The organism is Amycolatopsis sp. NPDC004079 (assembly GCF_040610415.1).
In the GTDB taxonomy this organism is placed as follows: Bacteria; Actinomycetota; Actinomycetes; order Mycobacteriales; family Pseudonocardiaceae; genus Amycolatopsis; species Amycolatopsis halotolerans.
On sequence record NZ_JBEXMH010000017.1, the window covers coordinates 90,030 to 112,043 of the forward strand.

Annotated in this window: 19 protein-coding genes and 1 pseudogene; 4 read left to right on the plus strand and 16 right to left on the minus strand. The window is 67.3% G+C overall.

What is annotated here, in order from left to right:
- Nucleotides 1–53 precede the first annotated feature (53 nt).
- The 11 genes and pseudogenes from ABZX37_RS19625 to ABZX37_RS19675 form a co-directional block, all read right to left on the minus strand.
- A pseudogene (locus ABZX37_RS19625) lies at nt 54–1,040 on the minus strand (type III PLP-dependent enzyme); the annotation flags it as partial.
- Nucleotides 1,041–1,145: 105 nt separating this feature from the next.
- A complete protein-coding gene (locus tag ABZX37_RS19630; RefSeq protein WP_354741337.1) occupies nt 1,146–1,910 on the minus strand; it encodes an AAC(3) family N-acetyltransferase in 765 nt (254 codons plus the stop codon).
- A gap of 133 nt (nt 1,911–2,043) precedes the next feature.
- Complete coding sequence (locus tag ABZX37_RS19635) at nt 2,044–3,234, minus strand: cytochrome P450 (protein WP_354741339.1); 1,191 nt, start codon at nt 3,232–3,234, stop codon at nt 2,044–2,046.
- A gap of 13 nt (nt 3,235–3,247) precedes the next feature.
- Nucleotides 3,248–4,063, minus strand: coding sequence for an ABC transporter permease (locus tag ABZX37_RS19640; protein WP_354741341.1), 816 nt, complete (start codon nt 4,061–4,063; stop codon nt 3,248–3,250).
- Nucleotides 4,060–5,019, minus strand: coding sequence for an ATP-binding cassette domain-containing protein (locus tag ABZX37_RS19645; RefSeq protein ID WP_354741343.1), 960 nt, complete (start codon nt 5,017–5,019; stop codon nt 4,060–4,062). The genes ABZX37_RS19640 and ABZX37_RS19645 overlap by 4 nt, the downstream gene beginning before the upstream one ends.
- Before the next feature lie 20 nt (nt 5,020–5,039).
- Entirely contained in the window at nt 5,040–5,885 is an 846-nt protein-coding gene (locus ABZX37_RS19650) for a DUF4097 family beta strand repeat-containing protein (protein WP_354741345.1), read from the minus strand.
- 76 nt (nt 5,886–5,961) lie between these two features.
- On the minus strand, nt 5,962–6,486 hold the full coding sequence (locus tag ABZX37_RS19655) for a YlcI/YnfO family protein (RefSeq protein ID WP_354741347.1): 525 nt from the start codon (nt 6,484–6,486) through the stop codon (nt 5,962–5,964).
- A gap of 289 nt (nt 6,487–6,775) precedes the next feature.
- The gene (locus tag ABZX37_RS19660) at nt 6,776–7,180 is read right to left on the minus strand and encodes a MerR family transcriptional regulator (protein WP_354741349.1); all 405 of its coding nucleotides are present in this window, start codon (nt 7,178–7,180) and stop codon (nt 6,776–6,778) included.
- A gap of 41 nt (nt 7,181–7,221) precedes the next feature.
- Nucleotides 7,222–8,454 (minus strand): Dyp-type peroxidase, encoded by a 1,233-nt coding sequence (locus ABZX37_RS19665; protein WP_354741351.1) that lies wholly within the window; start codon nt 8,452–8,454, stop codon nt 7,222–7,224.
- 19 nt (nt 8,455–8,473) lie between these two features.
- Nucleotides 8,474–10,504 carry an iron uptake transporter permease EfeU gene (efeU, locus tag ABZX37_RS19670; RefSeq protein WP_354741353.1) on the minus strand — a complete coding sequence of 677 codons (2,031 nt, stop codon included), beginning with the start codon at nt 10,502–10,504 and terminating at the stop codon, nt 8,474–8,476.
- Nucleotides 10,505–10,580: 76 nt separating this feature from the next.
- Nucleotides 10,581–11,150: a TetR family transcriptional regulator gene (locus ABZX37_RS19675; RefSeq protein ID WP_354741355.1), complete on the minus strand. Its 570-nt coding sequence runs from the start codon at nt 11,148–11,150 to the stop codon at nt 10,581–10,583.
- 71 nt (nt 11,151–11,221) lie between these two features.
- Between ABZX37_RS19675 and ABZX37_RS19680 the strand changes: the two genes are divergently transcribed.
- Nucleotides 11,222–11,806 (plus strand): dihydrofolate reductase family protein, encoded by a 585-nt coding sequence (locus ABZX37_RS19680; protein WP_354741357.1) that lies wholly within the window; start codon nt 11,222–11,224, stop codon nt 11,804–11,806.
- 421 nt (nt 11,807–12,227) lie between these two features.
- Here ABZX37_RS19680 and ABZX37_RS19685 read toward each other — a convergent pair whose 3' ends face one another.
- Nucleotides 12,228–13,049: an aldo/keto reductase gene (locus ABZX37_RS19685; RefSeq protein WP_354741359.1), complete on the minus strand. Its 822-nt coding sequence runs from the start codon at nt 13,047–13,049 to the stop codon at nt 12,228–12,230.
- Nucleotides 13,050–13,063: 14 nt separating this feature from the next.
- Nucleotides 13,064–14,242, minus strand: coding sequence for an MFS transporter (locus ABZX37_RS19690; RefSeq protein ID WP_354741361.1), 1,179 nt, complete (start codon nt 14,240–14,242; stop codon nt 13,064–13,066).
- A gap of 998 nt (nt 14,243–15,240) precedes the next feature.
- Here ABZX37_RS19690 and ABZX37_RS19695 point away from each other — a divergent pair.
- Nucleotides 15,241–16,236, plus strand: coding sequence for a hydroxyacid dehydrogenase (locus ABZX37_RS19695; RefSeq protein WP_354741363.1), 996 nt, complete (start codon nt 15,241–15,243; stop codon nt 16,234–16,236).
- On the opposite strand, the gene ABZX37_RS19700 is transcribed toward ABZX37_RS19695, so the two are convergent.
- Genes ABZX37_RS19700 through ABZX37_RS19710 form a run of 3 tightly spaced genes read right to left on the minus strand, consistent with a single transcriptional unit; the run spans nt 16,233 to nt 20,012 of the window.
- Entirely contained in the window at nt 16,233–17,210 is a 978-nt protein-coding gene (locus ABZX37_RS19700) for a LacI family DNA-binding transcriptional regulator (RefSeq protein WP_354741367.1), read from the minus strand. The two genes, ABZX37_RS19695 and ABZX37_RS19700, sit on opposite strands and share 4 nt — an antisense overlap.
- Before the next feature lie 37 nt (nt 17,211–17,247).
- The gene (locus ABZX37_RS19705) at nt 17,248–18,147 is read right to left on the minus strand and encodes an aldo/keto reductase (RefSeq protein ID WP_354741369.1); all 900 of its coding nucleotides are present in this window, start codon (nt 18,145–18,147) and stop codon (nt 17,248–17,250) included.
- Complete coding sequence (locus ABZX37_RS19710) at nt 18,144–20,012, minus strand: hypothetical protein (RefSeq protein ID WP_354741371.1); 1,869 nt, start codon at nt 20,010–20,012, stop codon at nt 18,144–18,146. Before ABZX37_RS19710 ends, ABZX37_RS19705 begins: the two co-directional genes overlap by 4 nt.
- Nucleotides 20,013–20,048: 36 nt before the next feature.
- On the opposite strand from ABZX37_RS19710, the gene ABZX37_RS19715 reads away from it, so the two are divergent.
- Nucleotides 20,049–20,873 (plus strand): amidohydrolase family protein, encoded by an 825-nt coding sequence (locus tag ABZX37_RS19715; RefSeq protein ID WP_354741373.1) that lies wholly within the window; start codon nt 20,049–20,051, stop codon nt 20,871–20,873.
- An 84-nt stretch (nt 20,874–20,957) separates the two neighbouring features.
- A complete protein-coding gene (locus ABZX37_RS19720) occupies nt 20,958–21,938 on the plus strand; it encodes an acetylxylan esterase (RefSeq protein WP_354741375.1) in 981 nt (326 codons plus the stop codon).
- Nucleotides 21,939–22,014 lie beyond the last annotated feature (76 nt).

Below are 22,014 nucleotides of genomic sequence, written 5' to 3' on the forward strand. Positions count from 1 at the left end.
AACCCGTTGAACGACACCGAAGAGTAACTTTGCGTGTACGCTCCGGTGTCCGGAATGTCGACGTAATCCCCCGCCCGCAACGCCAACGGCAGCCGATACGGCGTGCGCTGATAAAGCACGTCGTCCCCGTCGCAAGTCGGCCCCGCGATCACCACAGGCCCGTCCGGACCGCCGTCGTGCGCGGTAACCAGCCGATACGCGATGGCCTCGTTCTCCGTCTCAGCAAGCCCGCCATAACGGCCGATGTCCAGGTACACCCAACGCCGCTCGTCCGCCGAAGACTTGCGCGACACCAGCACCACCTCGCTGCGAATCACCCCAGCCGACGCCACCACCGCCCGCCCCGGCTCGAACGACAACGCGGGCGCGACCGCGAAATGCCGACCCACCGCTTCGCGAATAACCGCCGCGTAGTCCCCCAACGGCGGCGGCTCAGTCAGATACCCCACCGGAAATCCGCCGCCGATATTCAACCCCCGCAACGAAACCCCGCGCTCGGCTACCGCACGGGTCACCTCAGCCGCGGCAGCGATCCCGACTTCCCAAGCCCGCGGATCACCGTGCTGAGACCCCACGTGAAACGCGACGCCCTCCGGATCGAGGCCCAACTCAGCCGCCCGCACCACCAGGTCGACCGCCATCTCGGTGCTGCAACCGAACTTCCGCCCGAAGGGCGTCAGCGCCCCAGGACTGTCCACCAGAATCCGGCAAGAAACAGCGGCCCCTGGCGCGAACTCCGCGAGATTCTCCAGATCCTCAAGGCTGTCAAAGGTAAACCGCCGCACCCCGACCCGGTGCGCGAACTCGATGTCCCGCGCCTTCTTCACCGTGTTGCCATAAGACAGCAACTCCGGCCGCACCCCCTGCGCGAGACACAACTCGATCTCCTCGCGCCCGGCAACGTCAAACCCAGCCCCCGCTTGCCGAAGTACCCGCACGACCTCCGGCACCGGATTAGCCTTGACCGCGTAGTACATCCGAGCTTCCGGCAACGCTCTGTGGAGCCGCTCGCAGTTCCCCCGAACCACGTCAAGGTCCATCACGAGACACGGCGTGGGCGGCCGTCGTTCCTCCAGGAACGCCCGGCACCGCTCCACCACCTGCGAGAACCCTTCAGTCACAACGCCCGAGTATAGGTGCCGGCTTCACCGCAGCAGCTCTCCCAGCCTGCGCTGGGCGAACGCTACGAGCGGTACACAGTCCATCACTTGGCAATCGGCGGCACCGATCTTCCCCCGCCGCACGCCGCCCGTCTCCACGAATTCGGCCCCGACCTGAGGGAAGAAGCGCCCGTTGTCGTCCCCGACGTCGTCGGTTCGCACCCACACCCGCTCCCCGTCCACAAGGTACGGAAACCGCCGCACCTTCCGCCGATGATGCGGCACCGAAGATTCCGCGTAGTGCAGGAACGAGTTCCGACCATGCCCGACCCCCAGCAACACAATCCGCGCCCGCTCCCGATACAGCCAGTCAAACGGCGACCCCAGCCCCACCGCATACCCCAGCGGCTGCCGCCGGGTCACCTCCGCCGCCCGAGCCCCCACCGCCGCCACCGACACCTGCGGATGCCGACTACGCGACCGTCCCTCCCACCTCAGCACCGCGTTGGGCACCGCCCCCATCGGCGTGACCAGCCCCTCATGAAACAACGGCACCCTCCCCCGCGCCTCCTCAACCTCAGCGTCCCCCGGCACCACGACGTCCGGAAACGGATCCGTCACCTGCGGCGTAAACGCGGGCACCACCACCGTCCCCGCGGACCCCACCGCCCGCAGCAGCCCACGCACCACCGCATCCGCGCCACCGTCCACGTCCCCGAACGCGGACAACGACGAATGCACAATCACCACCCCGCCGTCAGAAACCCCCAGCTCCCGAACCCCCGCGCACACCGCATCCGCGTCAACCACGACCGCCAGCCCCTCTCGCAACTCACCAGGACGACCACTCCGCCCTGCCACAGTCAGCACTGGCTCGGCGCTGTCGAGGGCACCGAGCCAGTGTCAGCCAATCACAAGCGAGAGAGTCCGTCCCGCCCGGAACTCACCACGCGACAGGCAGCTTCACAACCCCGTAAATATTCTGCACCTCAGGCCGCAACGGCACCTCCCCCGCCACCCGCAGTGTCGGAAACCGCCGAACCAACGCAGGCAACGCCACACTCATCTCCACCCGGGCCAACTGCTGCCCCAAACACTGATGAATCCCATGCCCGAACCCCACATGCCCGGTCGCGACCCGCCGAACGTCCAACTCGTCCGGCCGCTCAAACTTCAGCGGGTCCCGATTCGCGGCCTGCACGGACACCACCACGGACTCCCCGGCCCGAATCACCGATCCCCCGACCTCAACGTCGGTCAACGCGGCCCGAACCCCAGTGTGCGCAATGGACAGATACCGCATCAACTCCTCGACCGCCCCGCCAGCAGCCTCGGGCTCATCCCGGACCACAGCCCACTGCTCCGGGTTGTTCAACAGCGCATAAGTCCCCAACGCCACCATATTCGCCGTAGTGTCCAACCCGGCGGCGAGCAGGAACGTCCCCAGCCCAGCCAGCTCCTCGTCAGTCAAATCACTGCCGGTCAGATCACTGAACAGATCGTCCGTAGGCGAGGACCGCTTAGCCGGTACCAACGAAGCCACATAATCCTGCAACTGGCCATAAGCAGTCATCCTCTCCTCATCGGAAAGACCGACATCGCTGATCGCCGCCGCGTACCCCAGGAACGACGCCCGATCCGAATAAGGAACCCCGAGCAGCTCGCAAATCATCACCGCGGGCACCGGATGCGCATAAGCCGAAACCAGATCGACCCCAGGCCCGGCCTTCTCCATCAAATCCAAATACTCGTCCGCGACCTCAGCGACCCGATCACCGAGCAACCGCATCCGCCGAACCGTGAACTTCCCCGTCAGCAGCTTCCGGAACCGCGTGTGCTCCGGCGCGTCAATCCCCGTCATGTCCCCCACCGGAGCCGGCGGCAGTTCCGAAAACTGCTCCATCCCGGGAAACGGGTAGTGCCACAATTCGTACCGGTTGCTGAACCGCTGATCCCCCAGAATCGCCCGGACCTCCGCGTGCCCGGTGGCCAGCCACCCGACGTGCCCGTCCGGAAACACCATCCGCGTCAGCGGAGCCCGGTCCCGCACCTCGGTCAGCGACTGCGGCGGGTCGAACGGACACCCCTGCGTCCGCCCCAGCGGAACCCCCTGCACCACGTCTTCCTCAGTCATCCCCGTGCCCCTTTCAGTGTGCGTATTCGCGATTGAAAAGCTTCTTGGACCAGAGGTAACCGCCGACGCCCAGCACGGCGCACCAGCCGAGCGCGAACCACAGGTGGTTGCCGAGCGGCTTGTCGAGCAGCAGCGCGCGCAGGGTTTCGATGATCGGAGTGAACGGCTGGTACTCGGCGAACCACCGCAGCGCGCCCGGCATCGAATCGGCGGGCACGAACCCGCTGCCGAGGAAAGGCAGGAGCAGCAACGGCATCGGCGTGTTGCTGGCCGATTCGACGCTCTTGCTCACCTGGCCGAGCGCGACGCACAGCCACACCAGCGCGAGCGCCACCACCACGAGGAACCCGACCGCGGCGAACCACGAGCCGACCCCGGCGGCGGGCCGGAAGCCGACCAGCAACGCGACCCCGGTGACCACCACGAGCCCGAACAACGCTTGCAGCACACTGCCGAGCACGTGCCCGGTCAGCACCGAAACCCGGGCGATATGCATGGTCCGGAACCGGGCGATGACGCCTTCGGTCAGGTCCATCGCCACCGAAATCGCCGTTCCCTGCACCGTGGCGGTAATGGTCATCAGCAGAATCGTCGGCGCGACGAAGTTGGCGTATTCGGCTCTGCCGCCGCCGGCCCCGCCCAATCCGGCGCCGAGCGTGCCGCCGAAAACGTAGACGAACAGCAGCAGGAACACCACCGGCATGCCGACCAGCATGATCGTCAGCGACGGGTACCGGAGCATGTGCTTGAGATTCCGGCGCAGCATGGTCATCGAATCGCGGACCGGGTGGAAGCGCAGGTCGGGTCCGGCGAGAGCGGGCGCGGTCATCGGGAAGTCACCTTTTCGTCAGTGGGGTTGCCGGTGAGGGCAAGGAATACGTCGTCGAGATCAGGCGTGTGCACGGAAAGTTCGTCGACCTTCACCGAAAGCGAGTCGAGCCGGTCGATCAGCGATTTGAGCGACTGCAGGCTGCCGTCGCTGGGCACGCGCAGCACGAGCGCGTCGTTCTGCCGGGACGCCTCGCTCAGCGCACGCTGTGCGTGGAGGAGGTCGGCCTCTTCTTCGAAGCGCAACTGGACGTGCCCGCCGGGGATCTGGCGCTTGAGCTCTTCCGCGGTGCCCTCGGCGACAATCCGCCCGCGGTCGAGCACCGCGATCCGGTCGGCCAGTTCGTCGGCCTCTTCGAGGTATTGCGTGGTAAGGAAAATCGTGACCCCGCCGGCCACCAGCTTGCGCACGATCTCCCACATCGCCCGGCGGCTGCGCGGGTCCAGGCCGGTCGTCGGCTCGTCGAGGAAGATCACCCGCGGGCTGCCGACGAGCGTCATCGCCAGGTCGAGCCGGCGCCGCATGCCACCGGAGAACGTCGACACCGGCTTCTTCGCCGCTTCGACGAGATCGAACTGTTCGAGCAGCTCCGCCGCACGCCGCTGCCGCGCGGCGCGGTCGAGGTGGTGCAGATCCGCCATCAGCAGGAGGTTTTCCTCGGCGGTCAGCAGATTGTCGACCGCGGAGAACTGGCCGGTGACGCCGATCGAGGCGCGCACCCCGTCGGCTTCCGAGGCGACGTCGTACCCGGCGACCTGCGCCGCGCCGCCGTCGGCATTGATCAAAGTGGACAGAATCTTGACCGTGGTGGTCTTGCCCGCGCCGTTCGCGCCGAGCAGCGAGAAGACTGTGCCGCGGGCGACGGAGAGGTCGATGCCGTCGAGCACGAGGTGATCGCCGAAGGATTTGCGCAGTCCGGTGGCGGCGATCGCCGGCCGGGAATGGTTGCTGGACATAGGTTTCTCCAAGACTGTGATCAGGAGCGGTGGATGACGATTTCGCCGAACGCGGTGTGCCCGCGGACCTCGACGGTCTCCTTGGACTCACCCGGGCTGGCCGAGGTCTCCAGCTGGTTGCGCACGTGGCCGAAGTTGGTCTTCACGTCGAGCCAGGCCGCGGTGCCCTTCGCGATGCCGATCCGCAGGTCGCCGATCGCGCTCTCGAGCAGGACCGAACCGCGGACGACCTCGCCGAGCGAGATGGCGCCGTTGGACGTCTTCGCGTCGACCCCCGCGCCGGCGTGCTCGACCGTGATGTCGCCGTTGGCCGCGCGCACCCGGACGTCGCCGCCGGCCGAGTCGATCGTGGTGTCGCCGTTGGAGTTCTTGACCACCGCGGTCCCGTCGACCGGGCCGAGCCGGATCCGGCCGGACGCGCTGGTGACCTCGGCGTCGCCCGCGACCCCGTCGACCGTGACGTGGCCGACCGAGGTGTCGACGCGCAGCGGGCCGGTGCGGTCGAGGCTGACGTTCCCGGCCGCGGTCTTGAGCCGCGTCTGCCCGAGTTCGCCGGAGCCCTGGAAGGCGCCAGCCTGCACCTCGGCGGAAACCCGGGAGCCGGTGGGAAGTTCGACCGTCACGTCGACCGAGCGGGTCTTGCGGGAGAAGTCGAACGCCCGCATCTTCGGGCCGGTGATGTGCAGCGTGCCGTTGCCGTACTCGACGCGGATCTGCTTGGCGGTCTTGACGTCGGAGTCGTCCGACTCGTCGGTCGGGCGGACGTCGACGACCGTGTCGACGCGGTCGCTCGCGGCGAACCGGACCTGGCCGACGCCGAGGTCGACGGTGACGGAAATCGGTTCGGGAGTATCGAATTTAGGCATGGTTGTCCCCACATTTCGGTTAGGTGTGCCGTCTCCGCAGGTCAGAGACGGGTGAAGGAGTGAGTGAAGAAGGGAGCTACCGGACCCAGCCGGTGAAGCTCTGCTTGGAGAAACTGCCGCCGGGCGGTTCGAAGCGCTGCTCGCGTTCGGGCCGCTGCTGCAACGCCGCGGTGGCCGCCCGGACGAGCCACGCGTTGACCGAACGGCCCTCCTTGGCGGCGGCCTCCTCGACCGCGGCTTTGAGCTGTTCGGGCAGCCGCACGTTGATCCGCGCCGACGGCCCGTCCTCGGAGAACAGCGGCTCGCTGCTCTCCGGCAGCGGTTCCGCCGCGGGCGCGGCGGCCGGAGCGGGCTCGGCGGGCGGCGAGGTCACGACGAAGTTCGGGTCGCGGCCGCGCAGGCGCAATTCGACCGAGCCGGGCGCGAGGTCCCGGGTGATCTCGTCGACGGCGCCGGACAGCGTGTCCAGGAGGGTCATCCGGATCGCCGATTCGAGCGATCCGGTCAGCCGCTCGACCAGCGCGCGTCCCTCTTCGCCGCTGGCCTCGGCCAGCGTCGCGAATTCCCGCCCGAGGTTGCTTACGTACGTGGTCAAGTCCATGGCACCACTATGGCACACGCTTGGCACCACCACAAGCCACCTTGGCTCACCTTGGCACCACTACGGCACCGTTGAGAGCAAAACCCCAGTTCAGAGCGTGGTGCCACCCGAAAAATCAGGTGTCGCGATGGCGTGCCACCCGATCTCGCAGCAGAGCAAGCCCGCATCCGAGCCACCGCCGCCACGATCCGCGACGCCCCCAATGTGGCATTGGGTGCGTCAGGCGCACCGAACGCCACATTGGGTGCGTCGCATGCACCCAATGCCACATTGGGGCGCTCCACTGCGACTACTTGACCGCTTTGGCGACCGGCAGATCAACCCCGGCACGGAAGCGGGGACACTCGTCCAGGGCGCCGTCGTGGCGACACGTCATGAGGTGCTGCAGATACGCCTGCGCGTCGAGCAGCCGACTCACCTCAGCCTGGATCGCCTCGATCCGAGCGGTGACCGTGCCCCGCCAATCGCCGGACTGGCCGCGGCTCCCGAGCAGCACGGCGATGTCGTCGAGGCTCAGGTGGCCGGTCTCCCGCCAGGTGCGGATCAGCGCGATCCGATACAGCTGGTCCCGGTCGTAAAACCGCCAGCCGGAGCGGCGGCGCGGCTCGATCAGGCCGCAGCTCTCCCAGTAGTGCAGCGTCGAAACCGGCACGGCGAAGCGCGCCGACACCTCGCCGATCGAGTACAGGTCCATACCTCATTGCACCGCACCACGACGACCAAAGCAAGGTTAGCCTAACCAAACAGTCCGCTCGCGTACCAGTCGTTCTGGTCGCGGACGCCCGGCAGCGTGAAGAAGTATCCGCCGCCGAACGGCTGCACGTAGTCCACCAGCGGCTCGCCGGCCAGCCGCTGCTGCACCGTCTCGAACTGCCGCCGCACGTCCTGCTGGTAGCAGACGAACACGTGCCCGGCCTGGAGTTCGCCGTTCGCGTCCACGCCGAGGTCGTAGTTGTAGGAGCGGCGGACCAGGCGCTGGTTGTCGGTGGCGGGCGTGCGCGGGTTGGCCTTGCGGATGTGCGAGGTCAGCGGGATCACCGCGCCCTGGGGGTCGGCGGAGTAGTTCGGGTTGTCGGTTTCCGTGTTGCCGTCCAGCGGGGCGCCCGAATCGCGGCGGCGGCCGAACATCTTCTCCTGCTCGTTGATCGACACCCGGTCCCAGAACTCGACCAGCATCCGGATCAGCCGCACCACCTGATAGCTGCCGCCGCGCGCCCAGACCGGCTCGGCCGGATCGTCGACCCACACCAGCCCGTTCGCCTCGCCGCCGACCGGGTTCGCCGTGCCGTCCTTGAACCCCAGCAGATTCCGGCCCGCGCCGGACGGCCGCGGCGGCGGGTTGTAGCCGTGCATCTTCCACCGCAGCTGCATCGCGCCGCGGGTGTGCCGGGTGAGGTCGCGGAGCGCGTGGTGCACGGTGTCCGGGTTGTTGGCGCACAATTGGATCAGCAGATCCCCGTGCATCCAGGCGGCTTCCGGCGCGTCGTCGGGGAAGACCTTCATCGGCGTCAGCTTTTTCGGTTTGTGCGCGCCGAGGCCGACGCGGTCGAAAAGGCTGGCACCGAACGAAACCGTGACGGTGAGGCCGTCGGCGAGGACGGACGGGCCGAGCACCTCGCTGTCCGACGGCGGTCTTCCGACGCCCAGGTTCGGCGGCGTTCCGCCGGTGGTGAGGAACCGGGCCCGGTCGGTGAGCGTGTGCAGGAGCGCGATCAGGTCCGTCTTCGAGCCGCTGAGCAGGTCGAATGCCACGAAGGCCGCGGAAGCCTGCTTTTCCGCCGGAGCCGGGGTGAGCACGCCGGACTGGTTCGCGCCGTGGAACGGGTGCTCGGTCGCCGGGGCCGGTGCCGCGCCGGCGGAGCGTTCGTCGGCTTGGGCGCCGCCGATCAGCACGCCTCCGGTGAGCGCGGTGCCTGCCGCGCCGGCGGCCGCGCCTTTCAGGAAGTTGCGGCGATTGACGTTCGTCACTTCGGGATTCACCAGCCGATCAGTGGCTCGGAGGAACTTCGAGCAGAGTGGGCGCCGCGGACAGCGTCTCGACGACAGCCCCGGCCGCGCCGTTCACCGCCTGGCGTTGGGCGAGGGTGCTGGGCGCGTGGTTGGCCAGCGCTTCGTGCAGCGTGTCGAGCTGCTTTGCCGCCGTCTGGACCAGGTTGGGAGCACGCTCGGTGAGCAGCGGAGTCAGCTCGGCCAGCACAGTTCGGGTGACGTCGATGTCCGCATCCGTTGCGGCGTAAGCAGTTCCGCTGCCTTGATCGTCCATTCCGGACAGATGATCGCGGATCGCGTCCTCGAGGATTTCGTGCGCGCGGATCGGCAGCTTCGTGGGATCGCCCGCGACGTCGTCGGTGGCGAGTTTTCCGCGCAGGGCCGCGAGATCCTGCGTGAGCTGGTCGGCGACCGGGACCAGCGACGCCGGAGCCTGACCGTGCCACAGGCCGTACTCCAAGCGGTGCAACCCGGTGAAGCCAGGATCGGCCGCGGCCGCGGGCAGGCCGTTGGGCAGGCCGTCGACCGCAGTGCCAGCGTCGCCGAAGCTGTTGTAGGACGCCCCCACGCGCTCCCACGCGAGCTGCGCGGCGAGCCAATCTTTCTTCGCCGCCTCAGTGTTATTTGCCGCCAAATCCGCGCGGACCGTACTCACCGCGATCGACACCGCGGCGAGCTGCTGGGCGGCGTAACCGAGATATTTCTGATTCGGTCCGGCGAGATCTTCTGTGGTGACCGGTTTGACCGGCGCTGGCCCGTCGTTGGCCGCACCACCACTGACCTGCACCGGAGCCGACGCGGTCGTGGCCTGCCCGGACATCAGGCAGTGGAAGGTGTAGGACCCGTCGGCCAGCGTCGCCGACATCGTGGCACTCGTGGCCGGACCGATCGTCTCGATCTCCGCGACGATCCCGCCGCTGCTGTCGTCGAGCCGGATCTCGCCCGCCTTCGCGGTTTTGTTGGTGACGGTGATGCTTTGCGTCCCGGCCTGCGCGGACTTCCATTCGGGCGCGCAGTCGTGCTCGCCCACCGAAACCGTGGAACCCGTCGCGGCTTGGGGAAGCGCGGCGATCACCAAAGCCGCCACCGCGACCGGTACCAGCACCAGCGCGCCCGCGACGAGCACAGTGTGCTTACCCGCGAGCCGTTCCCACTTCCCGGCCGGCGCGGCTTCGCTTTCCGGCTTCCGCTCGATCGGCCGCCGCCCGGCCTTGACGAACAGCGGGATCACGACGGCGAGGTAACCGAGCCAGGCCGTCACCTGCAGCACGGTCATCCTGGGCGTCAGCTCGGTGACGCCGCTGATCAGCGAAACCCACCACGAGTTCGGGTCGAGCGTGCCGGTGAGGTCGAACGCGACCCAGCTCTGGCCGGGCAGCACTCCCCCGTCCTGCAGGTCGCCGAGGCCGTAGGAGAGGACGCCGGCCGCGATGACGATCAGCACGAAAGCGGTACGGCTGAAGAAAACGCCGAGGTTGAGTTTCACGGCTCGGCGGTAGAGCAGCCAGCACAGCAGGATCGCGATGCCGAGCCCGAGCGCCGCTCCGGTCAGCGGCGCGACCGTGGTGCCGGACGCCTTCACCGCCGTCCAGAGGAACAGCGTGGTCTCCAGCCCTTCGCGGCCGACAGCCAGGAATGCCGTGAGCGTCAGCGCGCCCGCGCCGATCGCCACCGCGCGTTCGACTTCGCCGCGCAATTGCGCGGAAAGCCCCATCGCAGTCCGGCGCATCCAAAACACCATGCCGGTGACGAGAAATACCGCGAGCACACTCAACGAGCCGCCGACGATCTGCTGCGCCCGAGAAGAAAGGACATCGGTGGAAAAGGTGAGAATCGTGGCGAAACTACCCGCTACGGTCACCGCGCCCACTACGCCCAGCCACACCGGAGCCGTGGACACTCCGTTTTCCGTGCCGTCGTCCGGCCGCAGCTTGCGCAACGCGGCCAGCAGGATGCTCACGACGAGGCCTGCTTCCAGCCCTTCGCGCAAGCCGATCATGAGGTTCGGAACCGCGTCTGCCCACTGCACGAAGATTACGATAGGCAAACCTAAATTGTCGGTCGAGAGCGGGCCGCGAAACGGTTCTTTTCCTCCCGGATAGTCCTTATTCGGGGCCGATGATGCGTTTGACCGCCTCGGTGATCAATTCTTCCCGTTCCGCTTCGGAGAAAACGTCCGGCAACGTGAGCTGTTCGACGATCAGCCAGTTCAACGCGAGAATCAGCAACTTGACCGCCGTCGCGTCGCCCGGGAGCCCGGACGCCAGGTGGTACGCAACATTCCCCTCGACATCGTCCCGGACCCGCTCCGTCAACACCCTGCGCAACTCCGGCCGTCGAGTCGCCTCGAGCCGGAGCTCCAGCAACGCGAGGTACCCCGTGCGAAACGCCGCGATCCGGCCGACCAGGTCGCGCATCAACTGCGCGTACGACTCCCGGTCCTCCAGCCCAGGCGGGAGCGAGTCGTCCTCTGGCTGCAGCCGCTCGTACACCCGAGCCCCAGCCTGCGTGAAGAGCTCGTCGCGATTGGCGAAGTAGTTGGACGCCGTCCCCGCGGGCACGCCGGCCTCCGCGTCGACCGCCCGGAACGTCAGCCCGCGCGCCCCTTCCCGCGCCAAGACCTCGATCGCCCCGTCGACAAGCGCAGCCCGCCGCTGGTCGTTCCTCCGCACCATTTGACACCACTCCAGTTGTAGTTGTACGGTTCAAACCACTTCAACCAGAGTACTACAGACGGAGTTACCAGATGCGAAAGCTCGTGTACTACATCGCAGTCACCCTCGACGGCCGCATCGCCGGCCCTGGGGACGAGTTCGACTTCTTCCCGGGAGGAGATGCGCAGCAGACCGCCGCCTACATGGGATTCATGAACTCGCTGTACCCCGAGACGGTCCCGACCGCCTTCCGCGCCATGGCCGGTGTCGAAGGCGCCCCGAACCGCAGATTCGACACCGTGCTGATGGGCCGCGCGACGCACCAGCTCGATCCGAGCGTCCCGAGTCCCTATGCGCACCTGCGGCAGTACGTCGTGTCGAGCACCCTGAAGCCGGACATCGACCCAGCCGTAACCGTCGTCCCCGGCGACCCGGTCGGCCTGGTGAAAGACCTGAAGAAAGAAGAAACCGGCCAAGACATCTGGCTCTGCGGCGGCGGCAAACTGGCCGGAGCGCTGATGCCCGAGATCGACGAGATCGTGCTGAAGAGCTACCCGGTAGTGGCCGGTGCGGGCATCCCCATGGTGGACGGCGTGTTCGATCCGACGGTGTTCTCCGTGGCGGAGCGAACGGCCTTTCCGAACGGGGTCACGGCTACCCGGCTTGTACGGAACTAGACAAGCTGCTCGCAGCAACACTGCCGATGCTCGAACCGGCTCGCCGCCCTCGTCGCAGCTGAGCGAGCCGGTCGGTGCCAGCAGACCGGACGGGCCGTGCGGCGGTAAAGGGAGGGAAAGTCCGGTGTTCTGAGAAAACCGCGGCAGCCGGAGGAATCACGCGCCCGCTGACTCCTCCGGCAAAGCTTGCTACCGATCGGCGGATCGTTGGCCGCTCCCGGCGCCCCGGGCACCTGGCCACCGAGCCCCACTAGCTCCCCCCAGGCTCTCGCCACTTCCGGCAACCCCGCCGACCGCCGCGCAAGCCCTCGCCGCCCATCGAGCGGCTTCTCAGCTGACTCCCGGCCTCCGGATACACCAAGTCGCCGGGAGCCGTGTTGGCTCCCGGCGACCGGGCTTTCCCTTGTCTCGCAACGATCAGTCAGTTGAGCTGATCCGGGTCCGGACCAGTCCGCAGGCCGCGGTCGGCGGCGGCGATCGCGGTGAGGTCGGCGTCGGTCAGCTCGAAGTCGAAGACGTCGAGGTTCTGCCGGATCCGGGCGGGCGTCACGGACTTCGGGATCACGATGTTGCCCACCTGCAGGTGCCAGCGCAGCACCACCTGCGCCGCCGACTTCCCCGTGCGCGCGGCGATTTCGGTGATCGCCGGGTCGGTCAAGACCGCGCCCTGGGCGAGCGGGCTCCACGCTTCGGTCGCGATGCCGTGTTCGGCGTGGAAGGCGCGCAGCTCCGCCTGCTGGAGGCCGGGGTGCAACTCGATCTGGTTGACCGCGGGCACGAGGCCGCTGTTGTCGAGCAGTCGGCGCAGGTGCGCGGGCTGGAAGTTGGACACGCCGGCGGCGCGGATCCGGCCGTCCTTGGCGAGGTGTTCCAGTGCGCGCCAGGTGTCGAGGTAGCGGTCGCGGGCGGGCGTCGGCCAGTGGATCAGGTACAGGTCGACGTAGTCAAGACCGAGCTTCGCGAGGCTGGCGTCGAAGGCGCGGAGGGTGGAGTCGTAGCCCTGGTCGTCGTTCCACAGCTTGGTGGTGACGAAGAGGTCCTCGCGCGAGATCCCGGACTCGGCGATGGCGCGGCCGACGCCGGCCTCATTGCCGTAGATCGCGGCGGTGTCGATGCTGCGGTAGCCGGCTTCGAGAGCGCTGGTCACCGCGGCGGCGGTCTGGTCGTCCGGGACCTGGAAGACGCCGAAGCCGAGTTGCGGGATCTCGACGCCGTTGTTGAGGCGAACGTTGGGGACAGTCATGCGAATTGCCTTTCTCACTGCTGGACAAGGGGTTCGGCCACCGCGACGCGCGGACGGCGCTCGAGGGCGGCCGACCAGATCGCGAGGCCGAGCGCGGAAGCGGCGAGCGCGACCCCGACCCAGTTCGGTGCGGTGTAACCGAATCCGGCGGAAATCACGACGCCGCCGAGCCACGCGGACAGAGCGTTGCCGAGGTTGAAGGCGCCGATGTTGACGACGGAGGCGAGCGTCGGCGCGCCGTGCGCCTGGTCGAGAACGCGCTTCTGCAGCGGCGGCACCGTGGCGAACCCGAGCGCGCCGATCAGCAGAATCGTTGCCGCGGCGAGGATTTTGCTGTGCGCGGTGACCGTGAACAGCGCCAGGACAATCGCGAGGCCGCCGAGGCTGACGTACAACATCGGCATGAGCTTGCGGTCAGCGAACCGGCCGCCGGTCAGGTTGCCGAGGAACATGCCGACGCCGAACAGCACCAGCAACCAGGTCACCGCGCCCGCCGAGTATCCGGCGATCTCGGTCATCATCGGGGCGATGTAGGTGATTGCCGCGAAGACACCGCCGAAGCCGAGAACCGTCATGGCCATCGCGAGAACAACCTGAACGTTCCGGAACGCGGCCAGCTCCTTGCGCAGATGCGCACCTTCCGGCCGAGGCAGATCCGGCACCAGCTTCGCGACTCCCGCCAGCCCGACAACGCCAAGCGCCGCAACGATCCCGAAGGTGACCCGCCAGCCGACCGCCTGCCCGACAAACGTCCCGAGCGGCACGCCGACGATGTTGGCGACGGTGAGCCCGGTGAACATGATCGCGATCGCGCCCGCGCGCTTGTCCGGCGCGACCAGTTCCGCCGCGACGACCGAGCCGATCCCGAAGAACGCCCCGTGCGCCAGCGACGCGACAATCCGCCCCGCGAGCATGACCCCGAACGCCGGCGCGACCGCCGACAGCAGGTTCCCCGCGATGAACAGGCCCATGAGCAGCATGAGCATCGTCTTGCGATTGATCTTCGTGCCGAGAATGGTCATCACCGGCGCCCCCGCGACGACCCCGAGCGCGTACCCGGTCACCAGAAAGCCCGCGGACGGGATGGAAACCCCGAAGTCCGCAGCGATCTCGGGGAGCAAGCCCATGATCACGAACTCGGTGGTGCCGATCCCGAAGGCCCCGATGGCCAGCGCTACCAGTGCTAATGGCATGAGCCCGCGTCTCCTTGGTCTGCGTGTCGGTTTGCGTATCGGTCTGCGTGTCGGTTTGCGTATCGGTCTGCGTGTCGATGCCGCTTGTCGGCCTTCGCAATAGTTGCATACGCGTCTTGTTGTTGGCGCGCGTTGTTGATGAGGGTCACAGTCGCAGCCGACGCGGACGGGGCAAGAGCTGCACGGGTCTCGAGGCGGCAGCAGTGATGAGCCAGGCCGACGGCCTCAACACGGTGAAAGCGGAGGCCGGATTGACATGGAGCCCGAATGGGGCCCGGGTTGACAATGGGGCCTGGGTCGATCGCGCCCGGGGCGGCGATCCCCGCTCGGCAAATGACCGCAGGGTTTGTCGACTGCCGCCCGAAGATGACTGGACGGTATACAATCGACCGGCATACCTGCGGCCAGTCGACAAGTGGACGGAATCCCGACGACGGTCGCCAGTACGCAACACCGCAGGATCCGATCGGGGGATCCGTGCGACTTCCCGACATCCCGACTTGACGGGCGGCGTTCAGGAAGGACTCCGGCGGGCCACGGTCAGGGAGATCTCCGGCGGGTGGCAGTCAGGAAAAGCCCCGCCGAGCCACGTCGACAGAGCGCTTCGGCCGATGCCGGTCAAGAACCCGTTCGACCGGCCGCGCTCAGGGAGATCTTCCGCGGGCGGCAGGCAGGAAGGTCTGCTGCGCGTGGCAGTCATGGAGGTCCCCCGTGCGGGACAGTCAAAGAGTCTCGTGACAGTCAAAGAGTCTTCAGCGAGAGGCGGTCGGCCGGATCCAGCCGACTGTCGTCGCGTCGGCGGGATGTTGTCCATTGCATACAGTCCGCCGGATGTTGTTGGCCGGATGTTGTTGGCCGGATCCGGGCGGCGGGGATGTCGTCGACTGGAGCCAGTCGGTCGGATTCAGCTGACTGGCTCCAGGTAGCCGGTCTGCGGTATGCAATCGACCGGTCCTCCTGGCTAGGATAGAAAGCGCTTACTATCCCCGGAGGTACCCATGACGCAGCGGCCTCGCGCGTTGTTTGCGATGGCGTCTCGCTATGTGCCCGGCCTGTTTCCCGCTCCGGTGCTCGAACGGTTGCGTGCGGTGGCGGACCTCGATCCCAACGTGGTGGCCGAGAACTTCGGGGAGGTCGAGCTCGCGGACGTCGAAGTGCTGATCACCGGCTGGGGGTGTCCGCCGATCACCGCTGACGTGCTTGAGCGGGCTCCTCGGTTGCGGGCGGCGTTTCATGCGGCGGGCGGGGTGAAGGCGCACGTCACCGAAGCATGTTGGGAGCGCGGTCTGCGCATCACCTCAGCGGCCGACGCGAACGCGCTCCCGGTGGCCGAGTTTTCGTTGGCGGCGATTTTGTTCGCGGGCAAGGACGCGTTCCGGGAGCGCGAGAGCTACCGAAGCCATCGGACGCCTGGGGATCCGGCGTCGGGCGGGGAACCGGGCAACTACGGTGCGCGGGTCGGTGTCATCGGAGCGTCGCGGACTGGGCGGCGGCTCATCGAACTGTTGCGGCCGTTCGATTTTCGGGTTTCGGTGACTGATCCATTCCTCGACCGGGAAGGGGCGGCGCGGCTCGGGGTGGAGTTGCTTGAGCTGCCAGAGTTGTTGGCGGCCAGCGACATTGTGACCGTGCAGGCACCGGATCTGCCGGAGACTCGGAATATGCTGGACACCGCGGAGTTGGCTCTCCTGCGCGACGGCGCGACGCTCGTCAACACGGCCCGGGGTGCGCTCGTCAATACTGCGGCGCTCACCCGGGAACTCGCGACCGGGCGGATCAAAGCGGTGTTGGACGTGACGGAGCCGGAAGTTCTGCCGCCCGACCATCCGCTGTGGACATTGCCCAACGTCTTTCTTACCCCGCATCTGGCCGGATCGCGAGGAAACGAGCTGGCGCGGCTCGGGGCTAGTGCGGTCCGGGAGTTGGAGTTGTTCGCGGCGGGGAAACCGGCTGCGTATCCGGTGCACCGGGCGGCGCTGGCGCGGCTCGCCTAGAAGTGGGCGACGGAAGTTCGGACTACGACGGAAGTTTCCAGCACAGGATGTTCTGTCCGGCCGGAAAGGGCGAGGTGGACGGCGGCGCGGCCTAGGTCCTCGTAGGGCACTCGGACGGTGGTCAGGCCCAAGTCCTCCGCTAGATCGAGATCGTCGTAGCCGACTAGGGAGACATCTTCTGGCACGCGTAGGCCGTGTGAACGCAAAGCGGCGCGCGCACCTGCAGCGACGAGGTCTGTTGCGGCGAAGACGGCGGTGAAATCTTCGGGTAGTCGGGCGCAAAGTTGCTGGTAGCCGGATTCTCGGGTGAAGTCGGACGGTTGTACCCAGCCGGAATGGCCTAGGGCGCGGCGGTAGCCCGCCAGGCGATCGGTGACCGTTGTGGTTGCGGGGCCGGAGGTCGGGCCGCCGAGGAAGAGGATTCTTTGGTGGCCTGACGATAGTAGGTGCTGAGTTACCGCGTAGGCACCGGCTTCGTTGGCGTATTCGATGGAGGGGACGCCATCCACCGGAGGGCGTCCACACAGGACTAGGCGGGAATCGGCCGCGGTTAGTCCGTTGGATAGGTCGGTGATTTTCTTGCGGTATTCCTCGTCGTCGATTACGCCGCCGATCAGGATTACCGCGCTGGCTCGTTGTTCTCGCAGCAGGTGGAATACGGCGCGTTCTCGTTCTGGGTCGCCTTGTGTTGTGCAGATCAGGCAGAGTGCTCCATGCTCCGCACTTGCCACTTCTACGCCTTGAGCGGCGTGGGCGAAGGCTTGTGCGCGGATGTCTGGCAGCACAAACGCGACCGTCCGCGGGGCGATGCCGGCTAGGGCGCGGGCATGCACGTTGGCGACGTAGTCGAGTGCTTGGATCGACTGTTCGACGCGGCGGCGGGTTTCAGTAGCAACGGGGTAGTTTCCGGCCAGTACGCGGGAAACTGTCGCTACGGACACCTGTGCGTGCTCGGCGACCTCACGCAGCGTCACCCGGTTTCTGCCCGGCATGCCGGAACAGTACTCGGGCTCAGGCTGGCAGCAGTTCCGGCGGTACGAAACCTTCCGCAGCGAGCCGTTTCCACAGCTCATCGGGGATCGGCAGCCGGGAGTCAGTCGCGTTGCGGGTGACCTCGGCGGCGGAGCGGCAGCCGACTACGACTGACCGGACCGCGGGATGCAAGAAAGGGAACTGAATGGCGGCCGCGGTGAGAGGGATGTCGAAATCTGCGCATATTTCTGCACAGCGGCGCGCGCGAGCCAGTGGTTCGGCGGGCACTGGGCGGTAGTTGAACATCGCCGCGGAGTTCGGGTCGGCCAGCAGGCCGGTGTTGAATACGCCGCCTACGACTACCTCTGTGTCGCGTTCGGCGCACAGCGGCAGCAGGGTTCGTAGCGCGTCGTGGTCTAGCAGGGAGAATCGGCCTGCGATGAGGACGACGTCCACTTCGTACTCGGCGACGTATGCGGCCAGTTTTTCGGCATGGTTCATGCCGAAGCCGATGGCGCGGGTCAAACCTTCGTCACGCAGCTTTCGCACGGCCGGGTAAGCCGATGCGCGGACTTCGTCGGGGAATTCGTCTGGGTCGTGCAGGTAGAGTATGTCCACAGAGGACCGTTGCAAGCGGGTGAGGCTGGATTCCAGCGACTCTCGGATGCCGCGTTCTGTCCACACGGGTTCTACTTTGGACTCTGGGCGCAGCAGCCAGCCGGTTTTGGTGGAGATAACCGGGCGAGGGACTTCTGGCAGCAGACGGCCGAGTCGTTCCTCGGCTTGGCCGTGGCCGTAGCGCGGGGCGGTGTCGAAGTAGGTGATCCCGCTATCGACGGCGGCGCGGATGGTCGCTGCGGCGTCCATTTCGGACACCTCTTCGAACAGGCCGCCCAACGGTGCGGTGCCGATGCCTAGGCGCGGCAGGTTGACGTTCATTGTTCGTTCTCCCAGGGTGCGCGCATGGTCGGCGTCGAAGCTCGCAGCGTCACCGACAGAGTCAGTCGGACTGCGCTCGACGGCGGTAGTTCCACTCGCAGGTACCGGCCATTGACAGGAAGGGCCGGAGCGTCGTCGACCCGCACCGATTCCAGGCGGTGTTCGGCGAAAGTTCCGGACTGCAGCAGGAGATTCCGTGTGGTGGCACCGAGATTCACCAGGTCGACGACGGTGTGCTCGGTCGCGATGTCGGACACCAGCGCGGCGACGTCTTCCGGCAGGCCAGCGCGGTGGAGGTCTGCGTCGAAGTATCGCAGGTGCAGTTGGGCGAGACCGCCGTTGTACAGGATCTGCGGCGACCCGGTGGTCAGCTGCAGCAGCGCCTCGGTGACGACGGGGTTGTGGTCCTGCCAGTGGTGGATGTCCAGAGCGCTGGGAACAGCCACCGGATCCTGCTCGATCGCGGCCAGCTTGGCCGCGCTGCTGTCCAAAGCGCTGCGCAGCATTCGTTCCGGGAACTCGGGATTGCGGCCGTGCAGGTACTCGAACCAAGGTTCTTCGTGACCGGCTTCGTCCTTGAGTCGTTGCGTGTGGACGGTCGACCAGTCCCAAGTGGACTCCGCGCGCAAGCGTTCGATCCGTTCGAGGTCCGCGGTGTTGCGGCTGAACTGCCACAGCGAGACGGGCAGCTGCGTCGGCATGATGTTGTAGTCGAACCAGCCGGAGTCGTCGTGTCGTTGCGGGACCATCAGGGTCGGGGCGCCGTCCAGTTCGCGCAGGTGTGGTTGCCAGCGTTTCTTCAGGGTGCCCATTTCTGCGCCGGTGCGCGGTTCTGATTGCTTCAGCACCGCGTCTTGCGGGTTGCGGGCAAGGTCTAAAAAGGACTCGTCGCCAGTCAGGAGTACGGCGTTCATTGCCGCGACTAGCGTGGCGGTGCCGACTGGGTTCAGTCCGTGCGGCCAGGCCCAGCCGTAGTGTCCGCCGTACCAGCGGCCGTCCAGGTGTTCGCCGACTTCGCCATGCAGGCCTGCGTTGTCCGGCAGCACTTCGCGGTCTTCTAGCCGAGAGAGCCAGGCGCCGACGTATTCCGCGACCCAATCCGCGTAACGTTGTTCACCAGTTAGCAGGAAAGCAGTGGTAACCAGGCTGGTCACGGCCAGGTTCACGACGACGTCGCCGCGGCCCATTCGTTCCCACATTTCGCGGCCGTAAGCGCGGGCCTTCGCTGGGTCCTTGAGGTCGTCGAACTCCGTGATGCCCAGCCAGTCCAGGGGAAGTCCGTACGGGCGCAGCGCTTCGCTCCACGGGAAGTACTCCTCGTGGTCGCTGAATCCCCAGCGCGGACCTGCCGCACCAGTGTGCGGTGCGCGGATCACGCGGTGTTCGGCGGAGTAGTTGGGTCCGCCGGGCAGGTAAAGGTCGGCGAACCGGATGGCCAGGTCGCGTAGTTCGGCGTCGTCGGGGCGCGCCAGGCAGAGGGCGTAGTAGAGCAGCAGGCCTTCGCCTTGGTGGAACCAGTCGTAGCCGCGTTCGATGCCGTCGACGACCATGCCCATTTCGGCCAGCTGCTCAGTGACGCCGCGCCAATGCCGGTGTGCGGCGTCGAGAATCTCGGTGCTGCCGCCGAGCAGGTACAGGGTCGGCCAGTTGAAGAACGGTTCGTAGAAGTCGTCGACGCCGTCGCGGTCGTCGTGGCCCTCGCCGAGCTTGTCGCGGAAGACCAGCCGGCCGTCGCCTTCGGTGTAGCGGGCGGAGAACACCGGCCACGCCCGGTCCAGTGCGGCGAACAGGTCCCGTTCCAGCCGCGCCCACTCGGGCACCGCCGCCAGCTTGCGACCGGCCCGCACCTCAGGCACGTCCTGCATCGCCGCCACCCGCTCTCTATTGCTGATCGATAACCGATGGCTATCATCGAGACCGGGATTCCCCGTGTCAATACTCCCGGAGGCCGCGAGATGTTCGACTGCCACGCGCATCTGTGGGACCCGGCCGCCGGGTTTCCCTGGATCAAGCCCGGTTCGCCGCATTACCGCGCATTCGGCCCAAGGGATCTGGAGGACGCGGGCGCGGGGCTGGGTATCACCGGAACCGTGCTGGTCGAGGCATCGCGCGGGGATACGGGCGAGACTCTCGCGTTGCGGGAGCTACGGCGGCGAAACCCAGAACTGATCGCGGGGTACGTCGGGAATCTGCACGTCTACGAGGCCGCCGAGTTCCGCACGCTGCTGGCCGAACCGGACCCGCCGAACGGGATGCGGATCGGCGGCGCGGACTGGGCCGCTACCCCGCCAGCGGCCCGTGCGCTCGTGCCGCTGCTGGCCGACGCGGGGGTGGTTCTCGAACTCAACCTCCACCGGCACGCATTGCGGACCGCGGCCGAGGCGGCAGTCGAATACCCGACGCTGACTGTCGTGGTCGACCATCTCGGCAACCCCTCTGACCTCGGCGAATGGCAACGAGAACTACGAGAAGCTGCGTCGGTGCCGAACGTGGTCGTGAAGCTGTCCGGACTGCTGACCCAGCAGCACGGCACTCCGGTGATCGCGAGGCAGGTGCTCGACGCGGTCGGCGCGGACCGGTGCGTCGTCGGCTCCGACTGGCCGATCTGCCTGCCCCGCGGTTCCCGCGCGGACTCGCTGGCCCGCTCGACGGAGGCCGTTTCCCCGGCGGAACGGGACCGAATCCTGGTCAGCACGCCTCGCCGGGTCTACCGGCTGGCCGGTTGACAACGTTCCCGCGCGCCTGGTTCGATTCAACGATCGATAGGCGATGATTGACTGTCGCCCCGGGAGTCCTGGAGATCCAACGCAATGGCCTTCTTCGACCTGCCCCTCGACGAGCTGGAACGCTACCTTCCGACGCTCCCCGAACCGGCCGACTTCGACGAGTTCTGGGCGAAGACGCTCGCCGAGCAGCGGGCCGTCGACGTAGAGGCGACCTTCGAGCCGACGCCGAACGGCCTCGCCACGATCGACACCTTCGACGTCACCTTCCGCGGCTACGGCGGCGCACCGATCCGCGGCTGGCTGCAGCTGCCGGTCACGCGCACCGGTCCGCTGCCCGCAGTCGTGGAATACCTGGGATACGGCAGCGGCCGCGGCGTGCCGCACGAGAAGACGTTGTGGGCCAGCGCCGGGTACGCGCACTTCATCATGGACACCCGCGGCCAGGGCGCGGAAACGCCCGACCCCGACCCGTCGACCGGCGACATCGCCGCCCCGGGGTTCCTCACCCGCGGCATCCTCGACCCGCATCGCCACTTCTACCGCCGCGTCTACACCGACGCCGTGCGCGCGGTCGACGCGGTGCGCACGCATCCGGAGGTCGATCCGGCGCGCGTCGTGGTCACCGGCACCAGCCAGGGCGGCGGGATCGCGCTGGCCGCCGCCGGACTCGTGCCGGACCTCGTCGCGGCGATGCCCGATGTGCCGTTCCTGTGCCATTTTCCGCGCGCCACCACGATCACCGACAAGCCGCCGTACGTCGAGGTGCAGCAGTTCGTGAAGCTGCGCCGGCAGCACGCGGAAACGGTGAACCGCACGCTCGCTTATCTCGACGGCGCGAGCCACGCCCGGCGGGCGAACGCGCCTGCGCTGTTTTCCACCGCGCTGATGGACCACATTTGCCCGCCCTCGACGGTGTTCGCCGCGTTCAATCACTACGGTGCGCTCAATGGACTCGCGCCGGAACACAAGAGCATCCGCAGCTATCCGTTCAACGACCACGAGGGCGGCGCGGCCCCGCACGAAACGGTGAAACTGGCCTGGCTGGCCGGACTGCTCGAGAATTGACCCGGTCCATCGATACCTGTTAGGCGATCCCGCCTATCATGGCAGGACGGTTCCGGCAGCGCACGATGGGAATCTC